Raw genomic sequence first — 22,745 nt, forward strand, 5'->3', positions numbered from 1 at the left:
GACGGCCGCCGACCGGAAACGTCTGGGTCTACACCCTCTCGATCTCGGTCAGAGACTACTACCGCGACTCTGCCGCGAGCACAGCGGCGTTCGCGCTGAGTTGTTTCACTATTGTTGGAATAGACATATCGAATATTCATTGCAATTACATCCATATATATGTAATATCACTCCGCGATCCGGTGAGCGAAGCGAGAGACGTCGACCAAGGATGAACTGATTGCCATCCAGATCCAACCATTATGAAAACACATGACCGAGACAGTACCGACATGTCGGCAAAATGACTGGAGCAGCGTTACGGAAGCCGGTCGGGATGGAGCCGAGACGATACACTGGCAGACCGGTGGACTTTTTTAACCGCTCGTGAAGCGTGCGGACATGGATCGGGCACGGGCGTGGACAGTTGCGGTGTTCTCGTTCATCTTTGCCGATGCGGTGGCGGTACAGGCGCGCGGGCCGATACTCGCGAGTCTCGGCGAGGAGTTTGGCGCGTCGACGGCCGCGCTCGGGCTCGTCGCGCCGGCGGGGACCGCGGGATTTCTTGTAGCCGTCGTGGTCACGGGGATACTCGCCGGTCGGGTTCGGATGCGACCGACGCTGCTCGCCGGAGCGGCGTGTACCGTCGGCGCACTCGTCGCGATGAGTGCGGCCCCCACCTATGCCCTCTTCCTGTTCGCACTGCTCGGCCAAGGGACGGCGGCGGGCGCGTTTCGCGGACTCGACCGCGTCGTGTTGAGCCATCTCCACGCTGACAGCCGCGCACGGATATACACGGTCTACACACTCGTGTGGGCCGTCGGTGCCGTCCTCACGCCACAGCTCGTCAGCGTCGTCCTCGCTGTCGACGAGTGGCGGACACTGTTTCTCGTCGTCGCGTGCGCGTTCCTCCCCGCGACGCTGCTGGCCGCGCGGTACGATCTCCCGTCCGTGGACGCGGAGCGGTCGATATCGCGGTCCGATCTGGCTCGACTGCTCCGGCGACCGGCCGTCCTCGGAAGCTGTCTGGGAATGGCACTCACCGGCGCACTCGAGGGTGTCCTCTTCACGTGGCTCGTCTACTACGCCGAGACGATGTACCCGACTACGACGGCGAACGCCCTGCTGTCCGTCTACCTCCTCGCGTACATCCCGGCGCGGCTGGGGTGTGCGACGGCGATAGAGCGAGTCCCCCACCTACTGCTCCTGCTGACGGCACTGGCTCCCGCGGTCCCGGCGCTCGCCGTCGCGTTTTCGGGCGTGACGGGTCCGACGCTCTTCGTGACGGTGTTCGTCGCCGGTGCGGCGATCTCGATCGGCTTCCCGGTGCTTTCCGCGTACGCCGTCGAGTCGGCACCCGAGTACAGCGGTCCGCTCAACGCGGTGACGAACGGATCGACGTACGTCGGCCTCGCCGCCGCACCGGCGGTCGTCGGCGTGCTCGCAAACCGGTATGGGATCGGCTCCGCGATCCAGTGGACAGTCGTCGCCGTCGCCATCGCGTTCCTGCTCACCATCGGAACGCTGTGGCGGTGGACAGGGACACCGGGCGTTCCGCAAGGCGAATAAGTATCAAAATTTAATATATAATATAATATATAGACTTTGTCGAGAGTAGAATACAGAGAAAATACAGTAAGTATTGGTATAAAACCAGATCAGTAAATTTTTCGGGTTCAAACAGAAATATAGATAATTCATCCCGCTTAAAGTATATACAATCTCAAATATTATCGAGATTATCCTCTTCACTGCTACTAAGGCAATCTAAACGTGATTCAAGTCTCCTAGAATTGTGTTTCCATCAACAGCAGCCACAATACATCCTGATTTTAAAAAGTAAAAAATGGAATATTTTTTTGAAAATATAGAGATGTTTATATTAAAGAAAGGTGGGGGTTCAGCGTCGAAGTTTGAGTTCGATAATGTTCTTTTTGTTCAGCAGTTCGGGACCGAGGTCGCTCTCGATCCGATCCGAGTCCATTCGCCTGAGGGGGCCGCTGACGCTTATCGCGCCGATCGCGTCGTCTCGTTCGGAGACGATGGCCGTGCCGACGGCGCACACGCCTTCGAAGTGTTCCTCGCGGTTGATCGAGTAGCCCCGCTCGCGGATCTCGTCGAGTTCATCGCGGAGCCGATCCGGGTCGGTGATCGTCGAGTTGGTCACGGAGACGAGCTCCCGCTCCGCCAAGATGCGGTCGATGTCGTCCGCGGGCAGCGCCGCGAGGATGGCCTTCCCCGTCGCCGTCGAGTGAATGTGGAAGCGATCGCCGAGCGGGGCCTGATCATCAACGGAGGTCGGGCTCTGTGACTTGTACAACTGGACCGAGTAGCCGCTCTCCTCGACGACGACATTCGCGTGTTCGCCCGTCTTCTCCCGCAGGTCGTCGATTTCGGGCTTCGCAGCCTGGTACAGCGCTGTCCCGTCACGAAGTCGGCCGCCAATCCGCAGGAATTCGAGCCCACACCGGTACTCCCCCGACTGCTTGACGACGTACCCCGTCTCGACGAGGGTCGACAGATGGACGTGAGCCGTGCTCACGGGCATGTCGAGGCGCTCCGCGGTCTCAGAGAGCGTCGCGCCGCCGCTCTCGTCGAGGAACTCGATGATGTCGAACGCGTGGCGGACGCTCTTGATCTGACGCGATCCGGTCGAGTCCGACCCGTTCGGCTTCGGCATGTCCGGACCGTTTCGAGCCCCCGTACTAATAGCTGCGCGTTTGTTTCAACGATAGTGGAACGATAGCGCATACTCGTGCGTTGACGACCGATATCGGCGGGAAGGTCGAGGGAACACTGGCGATCGATCAGGTGGGAGGTAGCCGGAGAGACAGTGAACGTTTTTAGCTCTCGGATGATAGCGTGTCGCATGAACTTCGATACGTTCGCGCTCGCGGCCACGACGAACGACCTGACACGGGAGCCAGCGGCGCGCGGGCTCGCCGACATCATCGAGTTCCGCATGGACAAAGCAGACGATCCGCTCGCGCAACTTGACGACTACGACGGAGAGCTACCGCTCATCGCGACGAACCGGACCCGCTGGTTCGGCGGGCAGGCGATCGACACGGGACGGCTCGACCGGCTCTCGGCGGCGTCGCGGTCGGATCACGTCGAGGTCGTCGACATCGAACTGGAGACGGCACGGGGAATGGAGTGGGTGCTCGACGAGTTCCGCGACAACGGCGTCGACTGTATCGTCTCACATCACACGTTCGAGGACACTCCGGAGCGCGAGGTGCTCGACGCGATATTCACGCAGTGCGGGGAATACGGCGACATCGCCAAGGTGGCCACGTTCCCGCGGAAACACACCGACGTACTCCGCCTGCTCCGCTCGATCAACGTCGCGACGAAGACGGGGATCGACGTAGCGGGCATCTCGATGGGACGGGTCGGGAGCCACTCCCGGGCGATCGCTCCGATATACGGCTCAAAGCTCGGCTACGCACCGCTCGCGGACGACGAGAGCGACTACGCTCCGGGGCAGATCCCCTTGGAACGGCTCCGCACCCTGATCAACGACCTCACCGAAGACAGCGAGATCCAATGCGCCGCCGCGCCCGTAGAGGACCAGCCGGAGCAACGACAGCCCGCAGAACACTGATTCGTCTCCGACCGCCGCGGCGATCGTCGGCGAGCGGGCCGTCTCCGATGCGACGTTTTGTCGGCGTTTCGGAAGCCCCGTTCGAGACTCGCCGTTCTAGGAGAGCCGTTTCGGGATTCTTATGGTCGTACCGCGCGACCTACCGCCAATGTGTACACGGAGCCTGAGCGGGGGCGACCTGCGATGAACGAGGACGAGGATGCGGTCAACGCCTACATGATCCGGCTCGAACTCGTCGACGAGCCGGGGGAACTCCTCCGAGCGCTCGAACCGATAGGCGAGAACGGCGGGAACCTACTGTCGATCTTCCACGAGCGCGGGAACATTACGCCGCGCGGACACATCCCCGTCGAGGTCGACATCGAGGCGACGGCCTCGCAGTACGAGGCGATAGTCGAGGTGCTCAAAGAGGAGGGAATAAACGTGATTCAGGCGGGCGCAGAGCGGTACAGCGAGTCGGTCGTCTGTATTCTCTCGGGGCATATCGTCGACACCGACCTGTCCGACACGCTCTCGCGGATCCAAGAGATGTCGAACGCCACCGTGACGGACCTCTCGCTTTCGGCACCTCAGGGGACGCGAAACACCTCGAGCGCCAAGCTCCGGCTCGCCGTCGAGGAGGGAGAGATCGGTGACACGGTCGCGAGCGTCCGCGCAATCGCCGACGAGAAGGACCTGCACCTCATCGAGTCGCTGACGCGGGGGGACGCGTGAGGCTCGCAATCGTCGGCGCAGGGATCGTCGGCCGCGCCGTCGCCGAACTCGCGCCCGACCGCGGCCACGAGGTCGTCGCGATCGGCGACTCGACGAGCGCGGTCGTCGCCGACGGCACGGGCGAGTCGGTCGACGTCGACGCCGCGCTCTCGCGTAAGGCCGAGCGAGGGATCGTCGGCGACGACGCCCCCGACGACGTGCTCGCGGCCGACTACGACGCGCTGGTGGAGGCGACGCCGACGACGCTCGGCGACGCCGAGCCGGGGTTTGCACACGTCGCCGCGGCGCTGGAGCGGGACCGCCACGCCGTGCTCGCGAACAAGGGGCCGGTCGCGGAGCGATTCGGCGACCTGCGAGCGGCCGCCGCCGACAGCGCGGGCGAGGTCCGCTTCGAGGCCACCGTCGGCGGGGCGATGCCGGTTCTCTCGACAATCGAGGACCACGGAGCCGCCCACGTCGACGCCGTGCGGGGCGTGCTCAACGGGACCGCGAACTTCGTCCTCTCGCGGATGGCCGCGGAGGGGCTCGACTACGAGCACGTGCTTGCGGAGGCGCAGGACCTAGGCGTCGCCGAGGCGGACCCCGCCTTCGACGTGGACGGCACCGACGCGGCGCTCAAGTGCGTCATCCTCGCGAACGTGCTCTCCTTCGGTGCGGCCGACAATATCGACGACGCCCGCGAGTTCACCCTCGACGACGCTGACGTGGAAGGGATCCGGAACGTCGCCGGGAGCGCGCTCGACCTCGCCGGCGAGGACGGACTGACAGTCCGGCTGATCGGCGAGGTCGCCGACGGCTCGGTCCGCGTCGCGCCGCGGCTCGTGAAGCGCAACTCGGCGCTCTCGGTGTCCGGGACGACGAACGCAGCGCAGATCGAGACGGCGTCGGCCGGGACGCTCACCGTCTCCGGCCGCGGTGCCGGCGGCGAGGAGACCGCAAGCGCGGTGTTGATGGACCTCAACCGACTCCAGTAAGGCACGATCCGGCGCGTGCGCGTTCGCCGTCGATCGCCCGAGATAGGTCAGTCGACTCGATCGGCGGTGAAAGCGAGCTCGATCACCCGACGCGGCCGACCGTCACGTCGAACGGGACGCGCTCGACGCGCTCGTACTCGTCGGCGCGCATCGCGTCTACGATCGCGCGGCCCATCTCCCGCCAGCGTTCGCGGAGGTCGTCGTAGGTGTGCTCTGAGGTCGCCGCCACCAGTTCCTCTCGGTGGTCCGCGAGCCCCGCACCGGAGGCCTTTCGCGCCGCCGAGGTCAACGCGGCCTCCGCGTACGGCGGCTCAGTCCGCTTCTCGTGGACGTATCGTCGGGTCCGAACGTCGCCGATTTCCGCCTCGGCGAACGCTTCGCGGACGCGGCCGCCGAGCGCCACGTCGGTTCCGACGCCGTCGACGTACGCCTCTCGCGCTTCGCGCTCCAGTCGCTCTTCGGCCGGAACAGTCGAGGACACCGACACGTCAGCGTTGTTCGGTTCGATCGCGGCCACGAGATCGGACGAGACCCGCGCGAACTCCCGGACCGCCGCAGTCGGATCGGGAAGGTTGATCAGGAGCGCCTGACAGACGACGAGGTCCACGGCGTCGTCGGGAAACGGGAGCCGCGTCGCGTCGCCGGCGAGGAAGGCGGCCGTCCCGTCGGTCGACCCGCGAGCGACTCCGAGGAGGTCGCGGTCGGCGTCGGCCCCGATCACGGTCGCGTCCGACGGCGACTCGGACTCGAGGACGCGCGTCAGCTCGCCGGTGCCGCAGCCGACGTCGAGGACGCGTCGACGGTCCGGGAGCCGGAGTGGCGCGAGTGCCTCGCGATCGTCGTCCCACATCCCGCGACGCGTGTGTTCGAGGTACTCGGCGGAGAAGCGTCGCACGAAGGCGCGTTCGTCCCATGGCGAAATAAGCGTGCGGGAACGCGTGCCGGAACCGGCGGTCGACCCATCGTGTCAGTCCCTGTCGTCGGTCGCGGCGTCGTCGATCGCGTGGTTCCGTTCGTCCGGTTCGGTGTCGGCGGCGTCGTCTCGGAGCCCAGCGAGATCGGCGAGCATCGCGGCGGTGACGCCTGCGCAGTATCCGACGAACGCGCTGCTCACACCGACGAGCACGAACGAGGCCGTGACGCCGCCGAGCGGCGCGTCGGCCCCGCCGACGCCGGGAACGCCGAGGACGGTGCCGACGAGGACGAGAGCGGCGAACACGACGGCCGGGACCGCGCCAACCGCGAGACAGGCGGGACCGCCACAGCGCGCGTAGGCACCGGCCGCCGCGATCGGAGCCGGCGCGTAGAAGACGAGCAGGGGAACGAGTCGGTCGGCCAGCCTGCCCACGGTCTGCAGGTCCGCGAGGTCGGCGACAACGGTACCTGCGAGCGCGAGTGCTACCAGACCGGCGAACCCGGCGACCATCGTGACGGCCAACCGCCGTCGACGCCCGAGGAGGAGCGCCTCCGTGGTGGTCATACCCACGGATCGGCGCGCAGGATATATAAAACCGCGTCGGACGCGGCACACGACCGCGCTGGGCCGGCCTCACTCCGCTCGCAGTTCGCGGACGCGATCGATGTTCCACGCGAAGCTCTTGCCGTCTTCCGTCGGCGTCTCAAGCGCGAGCGGCACGTCGGCCACGGCCGGGTGGTTGAGGAACCACTCCATGCCGGCCTCGCCGATCTCGCCCTCACCGATGTGGGCGTGTTCGTCCTTGTGGGTGCCGCAGGCGTGTTTCGAGTCGTTGAGGTGGACGTACCGGAGGTGATCGAGCCCGACCACGTCGTCGAACTCCGCTATCGTCTGGTCGACCGCCTCGGGCGTCGAAAGGTCGTAGCCCGCGGCGAAGGCGTGAGCGGTGTCGAGACAGACGTCGATGTCGGTCTCGGTGCGGTCGATGACGCCGGCGAGGTGTTCGAACTCGCCGCCGAGCTTCGTGCCCGCGCCCGCGTCGCTTTCGATCAGGATCGTGACGCCGTCCGGCACGTCGAGTTCGTCGATTACGGAGGCAGCGTTGTCGAGCCCCCCGTCGACGCCCGCGCCGGTGTGCGCGCCGAGGTGGACGTTGACGTACGGAATTCCCAGCTTGTCGGCCGCGTCGACCTCCGCTTGCATCGAGTCGAGCGACTTCTCGCGGAGCCCTTCCTTCGGCGTGCAGAGGTTCACGAGATACGACGTGTGGATGACCCACGGTCCCGCCAGTTCGCGTTCGGTTCCCCCGCGGAACCGCTCGGCCTCCTCGTCGCCGATGTTCGGATCCTGCCACACCTGCGGCGAGTGAGTGAATATCTGTCCGCAGTTGCCGCCGACGTCGAGCTGGTTCGCCACGGCGTTGTCCACGCCGCCCGCGATTGAGACGTGCGCGCCGACTCTGAGACTCATACGGGGTCCACGCTCCCGTCCGAAAAAGCCCCTTCGGAACCCGATTCGGCCCGCCTACCGGTCGCCGCCCACCTACCGGTCGCCGCCGGGGCGCGTCCGGACCCACTCCGGGTCGCGGTACTTCGCACCGGCGAGTTCGGCCGCGCGTCGGAGTTCGGCGTCCGTCCACGAGCCGTCGCGGTCGACGGTGGCGGTCTCACGGCCGGTGTCGCTCCCGGAGGTCCCTTCGGCTCCGACCGACCCGTCGCCCCCGATCGTCTCGTCGCTCCCGACCGCCTTCTCACTCCCGGCCCACGTGGCGAGCGCGTCCGCGACCGCGGACACGGCATCGTCGCGGGCGGCGTCGGTGAGTTCGTCCATCCCGACGACGCGGTTCCGAAACGCTTCCGGCGTGACGGGCGGATCCGCGAAGGTCCCGAGGTGTCGATCCGCGTCGACCGAAAAACTCAGCGAGCCGTGCTGGATCACGGCCTCGCGCTTCCGGTACTGCGCGTTGCCGGCGATCTTCCGCCGCCTAGATCCGTCCGCGTCGGACGCCGCCGATCCGGACCCGTCCGTTCCGCCCGCCACCACGTCGTGTGCCGGGTGGAGTTCGCGGAGGTAACACGCCGGGTGATACAGCTCCGGCGTCTTTTCGTCGACGTAGGCGGCGTCGATACCGAGCCGCGCGAACGCGTCGAATATCGGCTCACACAGCAGGTGATAACAGTCGAGCAGTTCGCCCGGAACCTCGTCCGCTGGGACCGCGATCGAGTAGGCTATGTCGCCGTATGCGTCGTGATAGATCCCGCCGCCGCCGGTCTGCCGTCTGGTCACGTCGATCCCCTCGCGCTCGCAGAAGGCCCAGTCGACCGTGTCCGGATCCTGCCGGTAACCGAGCGTGAGACAGCTCGGGTCCCACCGGTAGGTGCGGACCGTGGCGGGCCCTCCCGCGGCGGCCGTCTCGGCCGCGACCTCGTCGAGCGCCATCTGCATCGGCCCCGGACGGGCCTCCTCGGCGATCACCCGCCAATCGACGGACGGTGCGGTCATACCGACACCGAAGCCGCCCGCTCCGATAGCCGTTTCGCTCGACGGATCGTGTTTCGTTTGTTGTACGAGGTATGGCTTCAGTTTTTCACTATTTTTCTATCCGAATCACCCGGTAGAACGAATCTTCGAAGTGGGCAAGGACAGTTTATCAGATTCAGATACTCTCTGAATAGAGGGCGCATACCCAACAGAGAGTCGAGAATCAAACAGTACCCTAGCACCAGAACCATTGGGGTTTGTCTCTCTTTCCAACTACACGGTTTGAACGAAGCGAAATCAGAAAACGGCCGAAAGCACCTCCAATAGATCGATCTTCACGCCTATCCATTCGACTCCCTTATATCCCAGAAAGATTCCGATGATTCCAAGGACACCGGGGAGATTTGGCGGGGCCGGGATGGGTACTTGTATCACACTGAACAGGCCCCCGGCGAAGATCCCTGACAGCAAGGCCAAAACGAGTGTTGAACCCATACTCACACCTGTTGTTCACGTACAATAGAGAATTCGATATACCTCGCTCGTGAGCGAGTCACTAGACACGGACGCGTGAGGAGTATCCCACTGTCTGCTGTAACAAGTCATCTAGATGTCTGATGAGCCAAGATACCCAGTGCTGCGTGAAGTACCACGGGCGCGGTGGCCCGTGGCGTCCATGTTTAGTCCTGCAAAGCTGACGCAACGGATTTTAATTCCTCTCGCGCTTGGATTCCACCTTGCGCCGACGTTCCGTGTCGGTCAACACCCGAAGCGAAAATTGCTCCGTGAGAGTCGGTCGCTCCACCACGACCCGATGCCGCCCGTCTCACCTTCTTTACTCTTGGAAGGGTTTCGAGAGACGGCACATTTCCATGCTGTTCATCAAACCAGTTCTGTCCCACGCATACTGCTGCTTTCCGATCGGCGTGATCTTGGAACTCACACTGTCGGCACTTGAACCGCTTTTTGCGCCGATTCGCTCGTTCTGTGTGTTGGCACTCCGTTCGTGGACATCGTTGACTCGTGTACTCGGGATCAACCTTCGTCGAGGGAATCCCGTCCCACGCAGCCTTGTACGCAACCATGTCTTGGAGTGCTGCGAACGGGAGCGAATGCAGTCGGCGGTTCATGCGCGTTCCGTAGTCGATTGAGTCTCGCATATCTTTGAGGTCTTCAAAGACGATGAGCGGAGTCGAAAACTGCGACACCCAGTCGACTACTTGACGCGATACTTTGTGTAAACAGTCGTGGACATAGTCGCGCTCTTCAGTCTTCACGACCGTCTCGAAGGCGGTCTGATTGGCTTTCTGCATCCGCTTTCGCTTGGTGAAAAACTCGTGGCGTTGTTCCTTGATTTCAGGATACTCCAGAACCACGGAGTCTTTCACGTCACCGTCTCTGTCCATCCCAGCGAGCGCAACGCAATCTTCGTTCACATCCACGCCGACGATCGTCTCTGAATCGTGCTGGCCGGCAACGTGATGATTCTCATGCGTGACGGTCACGTGGAGTCCCCGTTCGTCGTGTTTGTGAACGACTTCAGCCGTTCCAACTCGCCACTCGTCATTGCTGAACGCGGTTCGCAGACGATCGAAGTGGCCGGGGCTCCCCCGCAGCTCACCTTTGACGTGTGTCCCTCTTGTCGCAGTGATGCGGAAGCGAACCGTGTCCTCATCTTTGATGAAGAGACGATAGCCCTCGCCGTGGTTCATCACTAGCGGGTACATTCCATCCTTGTACGGGTACGGACGACCCCAGCCGTCATCGGTGTGATCGTGATATCGTTCGATTTCACCGAGAGCTTTGTCAACGATGAGTTGACTAGTGTTTTTGACGTGATCGGCGTTATCAACAACAGTCGATTTGAGGTTGGTCCACTCCCAGCCGTCTTTGTCGAGACGATTAGCTTCGTTACGGATGCGTCGCGCTTCGAGACAACCAGTTTGCAGATCGTCACCACCCCCCGTCTCGATATCTAATCTGAACGACAGTGTGTGGGTGAGTTGTGACGCCTGCACTGTATTCTTATATGGTTTAGATATTGTTAAGTGTGGGGATTTGAACGCGCTTCACCCCCGACCGCGGTGGGTCGGGGTACTCGCGCTGCTCTTTTTATAGATCCTCTATATTCAGCTTGGCATAGGCGCTAAGCGAAGTCACCCCGTGGAGACTGCGATCTCTGTGGAAACCGAGAGAGGTTCTTCTTCGTCGGTTCCTGCAAGTCGCGTCGTTGAAACGGGAAGCCTCGGGGCTTGACCCCAAGGCGGCTCACTCATACGTACGCCTCGAACTCCTCGCCAAACGCGAGGAAGTAGCCGGTGCCGATGACGCCGATGGCGGCCGCGATGGTGAACGCGACCTCGGGGCTCACGAACTCCCAGAGATATCCCCCGAGCGCGGCGCTCGGGATGACGATCGTGTTCCGCAGGAGGTAGTATGTCCCCGTGACGCGTCCCCCAGAACCCTGTTCTGCGGGACCAACGATCAGCGCCTTGTGCGAGGGCAACCCCGCGAACCGAAGGCCCGAGAACGCGAAGATGAGGACCATCGCCCACTGAAGAGACATCACCGGATCGAGGAGTTCTGGCCCGCCGATGAGGACGATCGGGAATAACGCGTACACCGCGAATCCCAGCGCAACGACTGGCTTGAGCCCGACCCGTTCGGCAGCTTTGGCGGCCGGTGCCATCGAGACGAGGGCGATCAGCATCTCGACGCCGAGCAGGAAGCCGAAGAACGCCTCCGGCGAAAGGTCGAGCGCGTACGAGAAGCTAGCCAACGACACCGTGGTCTCGAAGCCGACTTGGTAGAACTGGGTGATCACCAACACGAAGAAGACGTACACCATCCCGTTCGCGAACCTGACGAGCGTGTCCCCGACCAACAGCGGTCGGAGCGGCGCTGGCATCTCCCGCAGATCGCGTTTGATCTGATCGATCCCGTCGAATGAGTCACCGATGGAATCGCCGCTGGCGTCGTACAAGAGGTGCTGAGCGACCGTCCCGATGATTCCGAAGACGACGGCGACGGCGAGGACGTACTGGAAGCTCACCGTGAAGTCGGGATGGAGGCCGATGAGGAGTGCCGCGAGCACCGGCCCGATGAGGAACGCGATGCGGCGGAACGTCTCGGTGCTGGCGAAGCCGGCGGCCAACCGTGAGGGATCGGTCGCCTGCTTGACGACCGCGAACGTGGCCCCCAGCCCGAACGACTTCCAGCCCTGCGCGAACAGGAGTCCGACGAAGATCCAGATCCACGGCTGGATCGTCACGCCGGCGACGGTGACCGCCCCGAGGTTCGGTGCGACCAGCCAGACTCCGAGGCCGAGCGTCGAGATCAGTCCGAACAGCGTGAGCGCGTACCGCGACCCGATCCGGTCCGAAATGGCACCGCCGGGGTACGGGAACACCGCCGAGACGACGTTGCCGACGGTCCCGAACAGCCCGACGACGAACCCCGATGCGCCGAGCGCGACGATGTACTCCGGGAGGAACCGATTGGTCATCTGGAAGCCGAGGCTGAAGGCGAACATCGCCAGCGATAACACTAGCACGTCCCGCTCCAGCGCGAAGAACTGCCTGAATGTATCTAGTGGACCCGATTCGTCCGTCTCGGCCGCAGATCGTTCCTGTCCCATGATCGGGGTCGGCAGCGGCGGTTGCTGTGCGCTGTGCGTCCGTACCTCCCGGACATACCGCACGGAGCATTGAAGTACCGGTTCCGGAACCGCAGACAGTATCGGCCGTCGGATGTTGTTTTGGTATCGCAGTATATGATTTATACACTCATCCGTGGAACGCGCGTCCCTTTTAGGATTCGCCGGAGTACGGTCCGTATGGTTCGAAACGTCGCCAGCGACATGGCGGACCTCGACACCGAGGATTTCTATCTCCTCTCGGGCGTCGAGCAGGGGATGCGGTTTTCGGAGTGGGTCCGCCGCGACAAACTTCCCGAGTACGCCAGTCTAACACGCGAGGAGGTCGACTATCGGATCGACCGGTGTCTGGACCGCGAGCTCATCGAACGGAAGACGATCCAGTACGAAGGGTACCAACTCACCTTCGAGGGGTACGACGCGCTCGCGCTCCGAACGTTCGCCGAACGCGAGACGATAGACGGCGTGGGGTCACCACTCGGGCTCGGCAAGGAGGGCGACGTGTACGAGGTGCAGTCGTTCAAGCCGCTCGCGCTGAAGTACCATCGGGAGGGCTACACCAACTTCCGAGAGGTGAACCGCGAGCGGGAGTACACCGCCGACCGCGATCACGTCTCGTGGCTGTACACCGCGCGCAAGGCAGCTGAACGCGAGTATGAGGCGATGGAAGCGCTGTATCCCGACGTTTCGGTGCCTCGGCCGGTCGATCAGAACCGACACGCCATCGTGATGGACAAGTTCGATGGCGTCGAACTCGCTCGCGCGACCCTCGACCCCGAACAGGCCGTGGGTATCTTGGATTTGGTGCTCCGCGAACTGCAGACGGCCTACGACCTCGGGTGGATCCACGCGGACGCGTCCGAGCACAACGTCGCCATCGCCGAAAGCGGCGTGACAATATTCGACTGGCCGCAGGCCGTCGCCGTCGATCACGAGAACGCCCGCGAGTTCCTCGAACGCGACGTGAAGAATCTCTACCAGTACTTCGGACGGAAGTATCCGCATGAGATCCCCGACGCCGATATCGGCGCTGTCGCCGCCGCTATCGCCGACAACTCGTTTGAGAGCGTTCGGGCGTTTAGCGAGACATAAATCATATAGTGCAATAGAGAATATGCTCCCTGTGGTTCACAAGTTCTGAAGGTAGCTCTGTACAAATGAATAACTTAATCACACTTTTTGACGGAGTCTGCGCCTATGCTAACAATTCACTCATAAACTATTACGTAAAATATACATATATAATGTGTGCTTGCCTCTGCTGAAATCCACTTGTTCAGACACAAGCTGGGTGAAACAACTGGTCGCTGATAGTACGTATTGCTTACAGGAGGGAGCGAAGAGATGTTACCTCGACAAAAGGTTAATGAGAAATATAGTCGAATGCTACTGTATGGAAGAGAGTCAAAACCGACTTGGAGCGTACCTCGTTGGTGATGATCTCGATTTGACTAAACGTTGGGGAGCAATAGCTGCTAGCCTCTTTGTCGTCACCTTCGCCATCTATGTGTTCGGGTACTACCAGACGGTATATGCGCTCATACCGGGCCGAGTAATTGTCTACGGGGCCGCAGGGATCCTGGTTCTGTTATCTGCGTGGCAGGCGTATCAGAACCGTAGCCTCGTAGGGAGCCTTCTGCTATGTATTGCACCCGTGACTGCGCTCTTTTTTACCATTATTGGAGAGGGCCAAGTCACCGATCCGACGGTCGCTAAAACACTCCTACTCGGCACCGGATGGGGACTGGTGTTTGGCGTTCCACTTGGTGTTCTTGGCTTTATTCTTGGATACGCGGGTCGGGTATCGACCGACCGTTTCATCCGTTACTCTGAATAAAGAAACTGTGTTACATGCGGTTAGGCCATCTGTGTTCCGGTGAGTCGTTTGATGGTAGCGTCGGCGAGAACAGCGAAGACGAGGATAGCCGTGGCGAGGGAGACGAAGAGCGAGCCCCAGACCACGCCGGGGGTGAGGGCGAGGTGTTCGTAGAGGGCATAGGCCACGGCGAGGATGCAGGGCACGGTGACGGCGGCGAGGATGATGTCGACGGGTTCGTGGGTGACGGCAGCGCGTGCGAGGACGGCAGCGACGAGAACAAGGGGGCCGAGAAGGATGGCAGTTGTGGATAGAGGTTCGACGTCAGGGAGAGCAGCGGCGAACGGGACGAGCAGGGTGAGGGCGGCAAGAACGCGCGGGAGGGCGCGGATGGTGCGTTCGCGGTTCATGCGCCGGCGTCTCTCGGGTGGGAAGTTAGGTGTTACTCCTCATAACGCTCATTCGCCTTGATTGAGGGCTCAAATTCAGCCTAACGGCTATGTTGAATCGCCTTCTTCAGACACATTTGCTCTGTTGAATCCGATGACAGCAAGCGGATCACGATATCTGAAGGAGCGATTATATTGCTCTTCGGCATAGCTGTGATGCCTCGATATACCCTGCGATGTCTATCTTTGCACCTCCTTGCTGAGTTTGCTTCTCAGGACCCTCTCGTTAGTGACACTGAACCAGCCGTATTGCGACCCGATCCCGACGCCTTCTGCGGATTCAACAGAGCAGACACATTCGAACCTGAAACAGCTGGCCGCTGAAGAGTGCGTACGACTCAGTACGATATTTTATCTTGGTTTCTTGAGTGGAAAACTCGACTCCATATAGTGTAAAGAGCTCCCGACCCAGCGCTGATTAGTATCCCCGTTGTGAGGCTTACAATCAACCATTCTCGCGGGTGAGTGGTAACCGTTCTCCCTTTAATTACCTCAAAGTACAGATAACCAATTTTAGACTCGTGAAAATATGGAACAAGAAACCCACAGAAACTGATAAGTCCGACGATACTCAGCCACAAAAGTCGACTTGAAGTTGGTAGTCCACGGCGCTTTGTATCGAAATAACTGATACCACCGAGGATCGATGAGGCGAGCAACCCACCAATCAAGAGAGTTCCGAGATAGGTCATATAATATCGGTTCGTAAGGCGGTAGTAAATCCTTTTCACCACAATTACGACTTCATCTGTACTGAGCGATCCGCGGATCCCCTGAACTGAGCGATCTACGGTCAATTCTTCCGAGTTTGTGTAGCTGAATCAACCAGAAGATCGCGCTTGCTTATTGACCCCGGCCATGGAGTCCCTGCTCGTTTTGGATACTATCTCTCCCGAAGGCATTTATTCTCAGTCAAATCACTATAAATCAATGAACAGGCGTCAATTCCTTGCCGGAACCATACCAACAGCATCCGTATTTTTGGGCGGATGCCTCGGTGGTAATCCGTCTTGTACGGGAGAAGATAGCTGGCCACCGGATGTCCAAGTGGAAGAATTAGAACTCACACCGGGCGACTCGGACACCTTCGAGATACAGGTAAACGGTGTTACGGGATTCCGTTCGACCAACGATTATATTCATGCGGCACCACTGATGCGCCAGTTAGATTTGGAGATATCGACATATCACCAGCGATAGATGCTCAACTTGATTCGTGCCCGCCAATGTGGATATGGGATGACTGTACACGTGTGACGGTGAACGTGCCGATTCATATTGCTCCTGATGCCGAAATCGGCACCCACGAATACGGTTTCAGCGTTAGAGAAACGATTGGCGATCGGAATTCACAAGACTATGAATATACGATCTCTGTGACTGAAAACTGAAACCTGACGGTCAAGTACTAAGCAACAAACCTGTACTACGCGATTCGCGAGGCTCTGTACTGACTATAGGCAGAGGCAAACATATCACTCTCTGAGGATTTCAACAGAGCCAAATCTTATACACCAGTGAAACAATTTACATGTATGGATCCGCAGTTAGAATCGTTTCTTCTAGGGAAGTCGTTGAAACGATCGCTTCGGTATCTCGGCTACTCGGTCATTCTCCTAGCCTTGTTCTTCGGCCAACTCTATCTTGCTGGGAATTTCGATGTGGGAGAATCATCTAGTTTACTTATGAGTCCACTTGGAGTCGCAGTATCAGCGAGTATCCTCGCAGGGATACATACATATCGAAATGACGGAATACTAGTGAGTATTGCTGCCGCCGTCATCACCATCATCGGCTATACTCTGTACGGTGTCATCTCGCTTAATCACCCCCAACCTGACTATGGACTGTTAACCGGTGTTGGGGGAGCAATTCTGTATGGTGTACCAATAGGGATTACAGCATCCACTATTGCGTATGTGTTACGTCGATATGCCCCGAGCCGATCTTCAGTAGCATCTGAGGAAAAATAGTGTAGTATGGCTTTGTTGAAATCTGATCCTTCAGATATATTGTCGCCTGAAACCCGTTCGGTGAGAGTTGCATGTTAAACGAGTCTGTGTTTAGGACATACTACTCAACGGGAATACATTCCATGAGATCGCCATCAGTAGGGTTTTCATTGGGGTCATCGGTTCGTCTAATGACTCTCTCATCGATGTAGTACCGTGCGGATTCTCTATTGTCAGATACTCCTTCCCCGTCGCCCATCTCAATGGTTATAGACCAAATCGTTTCGACGTGGACCACGAGACTATCTTCGGTGGTATTGACTTCACGAACAGTAGAGGATGGTTCTGTCACGAGCGATTTTTTCTCGCCATCGGTATCAATAAGCTGGTCAGAGATATACTCTTGCTCGTAGTTCTCCACAAACGATCTTGCTTCGCTTACAGTGGTATTGTCAGGAAGAGGGACATTGTAGTCGTGAGAAGTGGGGCATTCATCAGGGTAAGATTCGGTGTCCGCTTCAGCGGATTCGTTGACCGAGTTGGATCTCGCTATACAGCCTGCGAGGAGAACATTGGTTCCGAGAAGGGTGAGAAGCGTTCGGCGGTTCATACCTGTATTTAATGTGTTGTGTTGTAACTGCTTTCTGGTGTAATATATTCCACCGATACTGAGCGATCTGTGAGTCCCCTGTACTGAGCGATTGAGGGTGTAAAAATGTCAACTTTTGAGGATTTCAATAAAGCCAGAATTCTATTTCACCCGAAAACACTTATTCTCAGTCAAGTTCTGATAAAACAATGAAACGTCGTCTATTCCTATTCGGTGCTACTGGTGTTGTGGGATTGTCTGGGTGTCTTGGAACGCAAACCGGTTATATTCAACCTGAAGGTGACCCTACCGAAATTCCTAGTGAGTTCGTCTGTGAGAACAGCGAATTCAATAGACATGTCAAGCCGTATGATTTGGATCGCCTCAGATGGGGTGACACTGAGGACGAATCACTTCGAGTGAACGGACTCTCGTTCAACTATGGGGAAACTGCTGAGATCAGCTTACATGCTAACGAACGAGGTACTAGTGACTCATTCAACTTCGAGATATACACCGAGAACGGGTGGCGCGATGTGCGTGGGACAACAGACGGGAGTGACATCGGCTACACCGATGAAGGTGTCAGTGGTGGCCACACGTGGGAAATCGAATTGACTGAAGATGGAATCATCTCCGCAAGTAATGATTCAATGCCCCTCAAAGTTTGTCCTGATCTCGTTTCCGGCCGCTATCGGTTCGTCTTCTGGGGTTTAATTGGCGACGAATCTGTTGCAGTCAGTTTCGATATTGACGTGTGAATAAACTGTGTTGAGCGATTTCTGAGTCTTCCGTACTGAGCGACTGAAGGAGCAAAAATGTCAACGGTTGAGTATTTCAACAAAGCCCAACAGGAGGAGTGGGTGATACTGCGTACCAACTGCTCCGTCTATCAGATCTCGACCACGAGTACAGAACTGCGCTTTTCACGTGCCGATCGCATAGATATCACCTGCTGCAGTTCCGAGAAAGACACCGTCGTCTGTGACGACCGGTTCACACGAGACAGCACGTTTTCTTTCGTGCCCAACGGCACCTTCTTCCACAGTTTGCTCCCAGAGGTGCGTCCCGTCTGTCAGATCTAGACACACTGCACGATCACCCGGTACGAGAAGTGTTTCACCGGCAACCACTGGCGCACTGCCCAGCGTATTCTCACTGAGGGTTCCTGTCCACTGCTCCGCTCCGTCATCACTATCGAGGATCGTTATCTCATTCATCGCGGGAACGTACACAGACTCGGTAGTTGCTGCGACTGATGCACTTGGATTCATGTCAACGCTCCACTCTTCTGTGCCGTCAGTAGCATCGAGTGCGTACACCCGCTGAGCGAAACTAGAGGGGATGTAAACCGTTCCATCAACGACTGTCGGTGGTAATCGCATCCGATCCTGAGTCGAGAACTCCCAGCGTGTCTTACCTGTTTCTGCATCGAGTGCGTACACGATACCGTCGTTACCACCACCGACGTAGACTGCCCCGTCGGCAACTGCTGGTGTCGGTGGCATCTGTGCCGTTTGGAACCGCCAGCGGACATCTCCATCAGCGGTATCGACGGCGATGATCGCCCCTCCCCGAGACTCACCTTCTTCGAGGACGGACAGATATACTGTCTCCTCGACAAGAGTCGGGCTTGACGTAACCGAAACGACCGAATCCAATCGCCATCGCTCGCTCCCGTCTGTCAGGTTGAGTGCGCTGAGGCCACTCCCATTTTTATCGTTCGAGGAAACGTATGCGGTATCAGCTGAGAGGGCGGGCGTGACTGCACGAGTGCCGCCGCCATCTCCAGTATCTGTCTGCCAGTGTTCAGCCCCGTCGCTAGGATTGAGCGAATGGACTGCCTCCCGTGTCGCTACAAGTAACTGATCGTCACGGGCTACAAGGCCGTCGATCATCTCTTCATTCGAGCCTAACTCGTCTCGACGTACTCGCCAACGTAGAGACCCGTCCATCGGCGGTCCACGCCCCGCCACACTCGTGTTTTGCGCATCGTACTGGAGCTGTTGCGGTTCGGTCGCGGGTTGTCCTGAAGGAGGAAGATCGCCGAGCGAGCTTGACGTAGACCCATTGGTTCCAGTGGTGAGACAGCCGACTAGGCTAACAGTGGCTGCGGAACCCAAGGCGAGCACAGAGCGCCGGGTAAGTTGATCTGTCATCAGTCTCTCGATCTATTTTTGAAAATGTATGCTACCCTGATCATTCTTTTGGGGTAAAGAGGCCATAATAGCGGTGTCAATCCTATCGTTCCTGTGCGAAACTGTTGTTGCTTATCTACTGTTTGCTTGGTCTCTTCAAAACATCAGAACACATATAAAACAGTAGAAATAACATAATTCATAGAATTTGCTGTCATTGTTATTACCACATAACTATGTGAAATCAAGTCATGAACATTCTCTGGCGTTCGTAACTACAGTGCTCCGGGTCGTCGATCGACGCAGAGCGGTGAATCATCGTCCTTCGAGGGATAGGCGTCTCGGCCGGGAGTTTGCCGGCAGATCGCGTTGGAATTGCCGGCAACCGTAAGCGATTACGCCGGTGCCGCGTTTCGACGAGATATGGAGACGGAGTCGGAGACATCGGGCGAGTCGGCAGAATCGGAATCCGAGCGACGCGGACGCGACGTGGTCGTCGTCGGTGGCGGCGTCACGGGGCTCTCGGCAGCCGTATTTACCGCGCGACACGGACTGGACACGCTCGTCATCGACGCCGGTGGCTCGATCCTCCGCCGGAACGCTCGGCTGGAGAACTTTCCGGGGTTCCCGGCCGGCGTCGACGCCCGACAGCTGCTCGATCTCCTCGGTGAACAGGCCGACGCAGCCGGAGCCGACCAGATCGACGGACGGGTCACCCGGATCGAACGCCTCGATACGTCGGTCGACAACGGGGACGCGCGGATCAGCGACGACGATATGCGCCGGTTCGCGGTCGAGTCCGAGTCGGGGAACCGATTCGAGGCTACGCACGTCGTCGCCGCGAGCAAGAACGAGGTGGGGTACCTCACCGATCTCGCGGGCGTCGACATCGTCGACCGCGGGAAGGCCTATCTCGATGTCGACGAACGGGGACGAACCGGCGTCGATGGGCTGTACGCGGCCGGCCGACTCGCGCGAAAGCCGCATCAGGCAGCGGTGTGTGCCGGCCACGGTGCGGAGGTCGGCGTGACGCTCTTGGAAGACGCCGACCGCCCGTTCTACCACGACTGGGTCGCGCCGGATGGATATTTCACCGACCGCGGACGGGACCTGCCGTCGGGTTGTGAGGAGATCGACGCCGCCGAGCGGCGCGAGCGCGCGACGGACGCCCGCGAAACGATGCGATCGGCGTTCGCAGAGCCACACCCGGACCCGCAGGAGACGCATCCGAGTCTCGAAGAGTAGATAAGAACGGTCTCGAGCGTCAGCAGGCGTCTCGCGACGGAACCGACTCCCTACACAAAACATTAATACGATTTCGAGTCAATACCTTCGCAGATGCAGCTCCGAGACGCGCTCGACGACTACAAGCGGACCACCGGCCACGAAACGCGGTTTCCCGGCGAGCGCCGGACCGTCACTGGTCGGTTCTCCGGCGGTGACGGTCGCCTCGTCCACGTCGACGGCGACGGTGAACTCCGCGACTTCGGCTATCCGCTGACGGGGCAGACCGGCCTCGTCCGGGCTCGATTCGGACTCACGATCGATGGCAATATCTCTTGGTTCAACGCGGCGGACACGCAACAGCGATATGTGGACGACGCGCCACTGGTCGAGACCACGCATGAGGTCGCCAGCGCGACGGTAACCCGCCATGACGCGACGATCGGAGACGCCCATGTCACGCGAGCGGTCGTCGAGGCCGGCGACGACCTCGCGGTCGGGGACTGCTCGCTCGTCGTATACGCTCGGTTCGCGCCCGACGGGCGCGACGAGCGCGTCGGTCAGCTCCGGTACGACGACGCAGTCGAGGTGTACCACGCCGACGAACACGACTTCCTCGCGAGCGCCACCGGCTTCACTGACCTGCGCGGGCAGCTCCCGGCGACGTTCGAAGAGCTCCTCGACGATGCGCCGACGGAGCTACCGCGCGACCGCGACAACGCTCGCTACGAAGAAGAGCGGCTCTCGGGAGAGGTCGTCGTCGACGTTCCCTTGGAGGATGGGGTCGCCGTGGTCGGGACACTGCTGACCGACCGCGCTGAGTGGAACCGCGAGGCCGCGCACGATCACCTCTCGACGCTACTCGCCGACGCGCAGTCCGTCGACGCACTCGCCGACGCCGCGAGCGAGACGGTCCCGACGGTCCCGGAGTCGACTCCCGCCCGAGAGTCGCTCGTCGCGGATCTCCGCGTGCTCTCGTTGCTCTCGGCGGACTCGGGGCTCCGGATCGCCGGGCCTGACTTCGATCCGCACTACCAGCACTCGGGGGGATACGGCTACACGTGGTTCCGCGACGACGCTGAGATATCGACGTTCGTCTTGGACGCCGACGACCGGCTCGGGATCGGGCTCGACGACTGGCACGCCCGATCGGCTGCTATGTACGTCGACACCCAGCGACCCGACGGATCGTGGCCGCACCGCGTGTGGCCGCGGGACGGCGCGCTCGCGCCCGGCTGGGCGAACGCCCGCATCGAGGACGGACCCGATGTCGACTACCAAGCCGACCAAACGGGAAGCGTCATCACCTACCTCGCGCGAGCGCGCGCCGCGGGCGTCGCCGGACAGAGTCCGGCTGCTAGCGGGACGTCGTCCCGCTCCGTCGACGGGCTCGACCGGGCACTCGTCGCCGCGCTCGCGGGCCTCGACGCCGCGCTCGCTTCGGACGGTCTCCCCGTCGTCTGTCAGAACGCGTGGGAGGACTCTATCGGCCGGTTCGGGCACACCGCGGCGACGTTCCTAGAGGCGTACAGCGAACTCGCGCGCCACGGCGAGGGGATCGACGCGGCGGCGCTCGACGCAGACAGCGATCTACCGGACGGGAGTCGGTTGGACGCGGATCTCCCCGACGACCTCGCCGCCCACGCCCACGTTCAGGCCGAACGAGTGTTCGACGCGCTCGACGATCTGTGGGTGTCAGATCGGGGATGTTACGCCCTACGCGAGACGCCCGAGGGCGACATCGACGACCGGCTCGATTCGTCGACGCTGGCGCTTTCGAGCGCACACCGCTCGTTCGACGCGGTTCGAGATATCGGCGAGGAACGGCTCGATCGGCTGGTCGCGCACGTCGAGACCGTGGTCGACGGGCTCGCGCACGAGACGGAGAACGTGTCGGGGTTGCAACGGTACGAGGGCGACGGCTGGCGGCGCGCGAGCCAGCACTCGGAGAAGGTGTGGACCGTCTCGACCGCGTGGGGGGCGAATGCCTGCGCCGAACTCGCCGTGCTGCTCGATGACCACAACGATCCACGGGCTGACGAGCTGTTCGCCCGTGCGCGCGAGCTTCTCGCATACGTCTCTCCGGGCGGATCGCTCTGTGCGTCGACGGGACACCTCCCCGAACAGTTCTTCGACGACGGGACGCCCGACAGCGCGACGCCACTCGGCTGGCCCCACGCGATCCGGCTCGCGACGGTTGCGCTGCTCGCCGACGCCGATCGCTTGTCGCCGGTCGTGGCCGACTGAGCCG

Annotated in this window: 21 protein-coding genes; 10 read left to right on the forward strand and 11 right to left on the reverse strand. The window is 60.5% G+C overall.

Translation table 11 applies throughout. The annotated features are described in order from the left end of the window. Positions 1-381 precede the first annotated feature (381 nt). Positions 382-1,548, forward strand: coding sequence for an MFS transporter (locus NO887_RS00085; RefSeq protein ID WP_256416416.1), 1,167 nt, complete (start codon positions 382-384; stop codon positions 1,546-1,548). Between the two features lie 331 nt (positions 1,549-1,879). On the opposite strand, the gene NO887_RS00090 is transcribed toward NO887_RS00085, so the two are convergent. Then, on the reverse strand, positions 1,880-2,659 hold the full coding sequence (locus NO887_RS00090) for an IclR family transcriptional regulator (RefSeq protein ID WP_256416417.1): 780 nt from the start codon (positions 2,657-2,659) through the stop codon (positions 1,880-1,882). A 282-nt stretch (positions 2,660-2,941) separates the two neighbouring features. Between NO887_RS00090 and NO887_RS00095 the strand changes: the two genes are divergently transcribed. The 3 genes from NO887_RS00095 (at position 2,942) to NO887_RS00105 (ending at position 5,274) form a co-directional block, all read left to right on the forward strand. Beyond that, the gene (locus NO887_RS00095) at positions 2,942-3,586 is read left to right on the forward strand and encodes a type I 3-dehydroquinate dehydratase (protein WP_379812152.1); all 645 of its coding nucleotides are present in this window, start codon (positions 2,942-2,944) and stop codon (positions 3,584-3,586) included. 183 nt (positions 3,587-3,769) lie between these two features. Continuing rightward, a complete protein-coding gene (locus NO887_RS00100; protein ID WP_256416419.1) occupies positions 3,770-4,300 on the forward strand; it encodes an amino acid-binding protein in 531 nt (176 codons plus the stop codon). Beyond that, a complete protein-coding gene (locus NO887_RS00105; RefSeq protein ID WP_256416421.1) occupies positions 4,297-5,274 on the forward strand; it encodes a homoserine dehydrogenase in 978 nt (325 codons plus the stop codon). The genes NO887_RS00100 and NO887_RS00105 overlap by 4 nt, the downstream gene beginning before the upstream one ends. 82 nt (positions 5,275-5,356) lie before the next feature. Here the strand turns inward: NO887_RS00105 and NO887_RS00110 are convergent, their stop codons facing one another. The 7 genes from NO887_RS00110 to NO887_RS00140 all read right to left on the reverse strand — a co-directional run bounded on the left by NO887_RS00110 (position 5,357) and on the right by NO887_RS00140 (position 12,308). Continuing rightward, positions 5,357-6,169 carry a class I SAM-dependent methyltransferase gene (locus NO887_RS00110; RefSeq protein ID WP_256416422.1) on the reverse strand — a complete coding sequence of 271 codons (813 nt, stop codon included), beginning with the start codon at positions 6,167-6,169 and terminating at the stop codon, positions 5,357-5,359. 72 nt (positions 6,170-6,241) lie between these two features. Next, positions 6,242-6,754 carry a hypothetical protein gene (locus NO887_RS00115; RefSeq protein ID WP_256416424.1) on the reverse strand — a complete coding sequence of 171 codons (513 nt, stop codon included), beginning with the start codon at positions 6,752-6,754 and terminating at the stop codon, positions 6,242-6,244. Between the two features lie 69 nt (positions 6,755-6,823). Next, positions 6,824-7,660, reverse strand: coding sequence for a deoxyribonuclease IV (locus NO887_RS00120; RefSeq protein WP_256416426.1), 837 nt, complete (start codon positions 7,658-7,660; stop codon positions 6,824-6,826). A gap of 72 nt (positions 7,661-7,732) precedes the next feature. After that, positions 7,733-8,692, reverse strand: coding sequence for a lipoate--protein ligase family protein (locus NO887_RS00125; RefSeq protein WP_256416428.1), 960 nt, complete (start codon positions 8,690-8,692; stop codon positions 7,733-7,735). 276 nt (positions 8,693-8,968) lie between these two features. Beyond that, positions 8,969-9,166 carry a XapX domain-containing protein gene (locus NO887_RS00130; RefSeq protein WP_256416430.1) on the reverse strand — a complete coding sequence of 66 codons (198 nt, stop codon included), beginning with the start codon at positions 9,164-9,166 and terminating at the stop codon, positions 8,969-8,971. Positions 9,167-9,351: 185 nt separating this feature from the next. Then, positions 9,352-10,689 carry a transposase gene (locus NO887_RS00135; protein WP_256416433.1) on the reverse strand — a complete coding sequence of 446 codons (1,338 nt, stop codon included), beginning with the start codon at positions 10,687-10,689 and terminating at the stop codon, positions 9,352-9,354. Positions 10,690-10,943: 254 nt separating this feature from the next. Then, positions 10,944-12,308 (reverse strand): MFS transporter, encoded by a 1,365-nt coding sequence (locus NO887_RS00140; RefSeq protein ID WP_256416436.1) that lies wholly within the window; start codon positions 12,306-12,308, stop codon positions 10,944-10,946. 198 nt (positions 12,309-12,506) lie between these two features. Between NO887_RS00140 and NO887_RS00145 the strand changes: the two genes are divergently transcribed. Beyond that, positions 12,507-13,418: a serine/threonine-protein kinase RIO2 gene (locus NO887_RS00145; protein ID WP_256416438.1), complete on the forward strand. Its 912-nt coding sequence runs from the start codon at positions 12,507-12,509 to the stop codon at positions 13,416-13,418. A gap of 301 nt (positions 13,419-13,719) precedes the next feature. Continuing rightward, positions 13,720-14,163, forward strand: coding sequence for a hypothetical protein (locus tag NO887_RS00150; RefSeq protein ID WP_256416440.1), 444 nt, complete (start codon positions 13,720-13,722; stop codon positions 14,161-14,163). Between the two features lie 20 nt (positions 14,164-14,183). On the opposite strand, the gene NO887_RS00155 is transcribed toward NO887_RS00150, so the two are convergent. Beyond that, the gene (locus tag NO887_RS00155; protein ID WP_256416442.1) at positions 14,184-14,552 is read right to left on the reverse strand and encodes a hypothetical protein; all 369 of its coding nucleotides are present in this window, start codon (positions 14,550-14,552) and stop codon (positions 14,184-14,186) included. A gap of 1,574 nt (positions 14,553-16,126) precedes the next feature. On the opposite strand from NO887_RS00155, the gene NO887_RS00160 reads away from it, so the two are divergent. Beyond that, complete coding sequence (locus NO887_RS00160; protein ID WP_256416444.1) at positions 16,127-16,564, forward strand: hypothetical protein; 438 nt, start codon at positions 16,127-16,129, stop codon at positions 16,562-16,564. Positions 16,565-16,664: 100 nt separating this feature from the next. Here NO887_RS00160 and NO887_RS00165 read toward each other — a convergent pair whose 3' ends face one another. Beyond that, positions 16,665-17,153: a hypothetical protein gene (locus tag NO887_RS00165; protein WP_256416446.1), complete on the reverse strand. Its 489-nt coding sequence runs from the start codon at positions 17,151-17,153 to the stop codon at positions 16,665-16,667. Between the two features lie 188 nt (positions 17,154-17,341). Here NO887_RS00165 and NO887_RS00170 point away from each other — a divergent pair, with 188 nt between their 5' ends. Further along, entirely contained in the window at positions 17,342-17,893 is a 552-nt protein-coding gene (locus NO887_RS00170) for a hypothetical protein (protein WP_256416447.1), read from the forward strand. A gap of 165 nt (positions 17,894-18,058) precedes the next feature. On the opposite strand, the gene NO887_RS00175 is transcribed toward NO887_RS00170, so the two are convergent. Next, positions 18,059-19,087 (reverse strand): outer membrane protein assembly factor BamB family protein, encoded by a 1,029-nt coding sequence (locus NO887_RS00175; RefSeq protein ID WP_256416449.1) that lies wholly within the window; start codon positions 19,085-19,087, stop codon positions 18,059-18,061. A gap of 606 nt (positions 19,088-19,693) precedes the next feature. On the opposite strand from NO887_RS00175, the gene NO887_RS00180 reads away from it, so the two are divergent. Then, on the forward strand, positions 19,694-20,515 hold the full coding sequence (locus NO887_RS00180) for an FAD-dependent oxidoreductase (protein WP_256416450.1): 822 nt from the start codon (positions 19,694-19,696) through the stop codon (positions 20,513-20,515). Between the two features lie 93 nt (positions 20,516-20,608). Then, positions 20,609-22,741, forward strand: a complete 2,133-nt coding sequence (locus NO887_RS00185; RefSeq protein WP_256416451.1) for a DUF7997 domain-containing protein — start codon at positions 20,609-20,611, stop codon at positions 22,739-22,741. The last annotated feature ends 4 nt before the right edge of the window (positions 22,742-22,745 follow it).

The sequence above is a fragment of the Halorubrum laminariae genome (genome assembly GCF_024494655.1).
GTDB lineage: Archaea > Halobacteriota > Halobacteria > Halobacteriales > Haloferacaceae > Halorubrum > Halorubrum laminariae.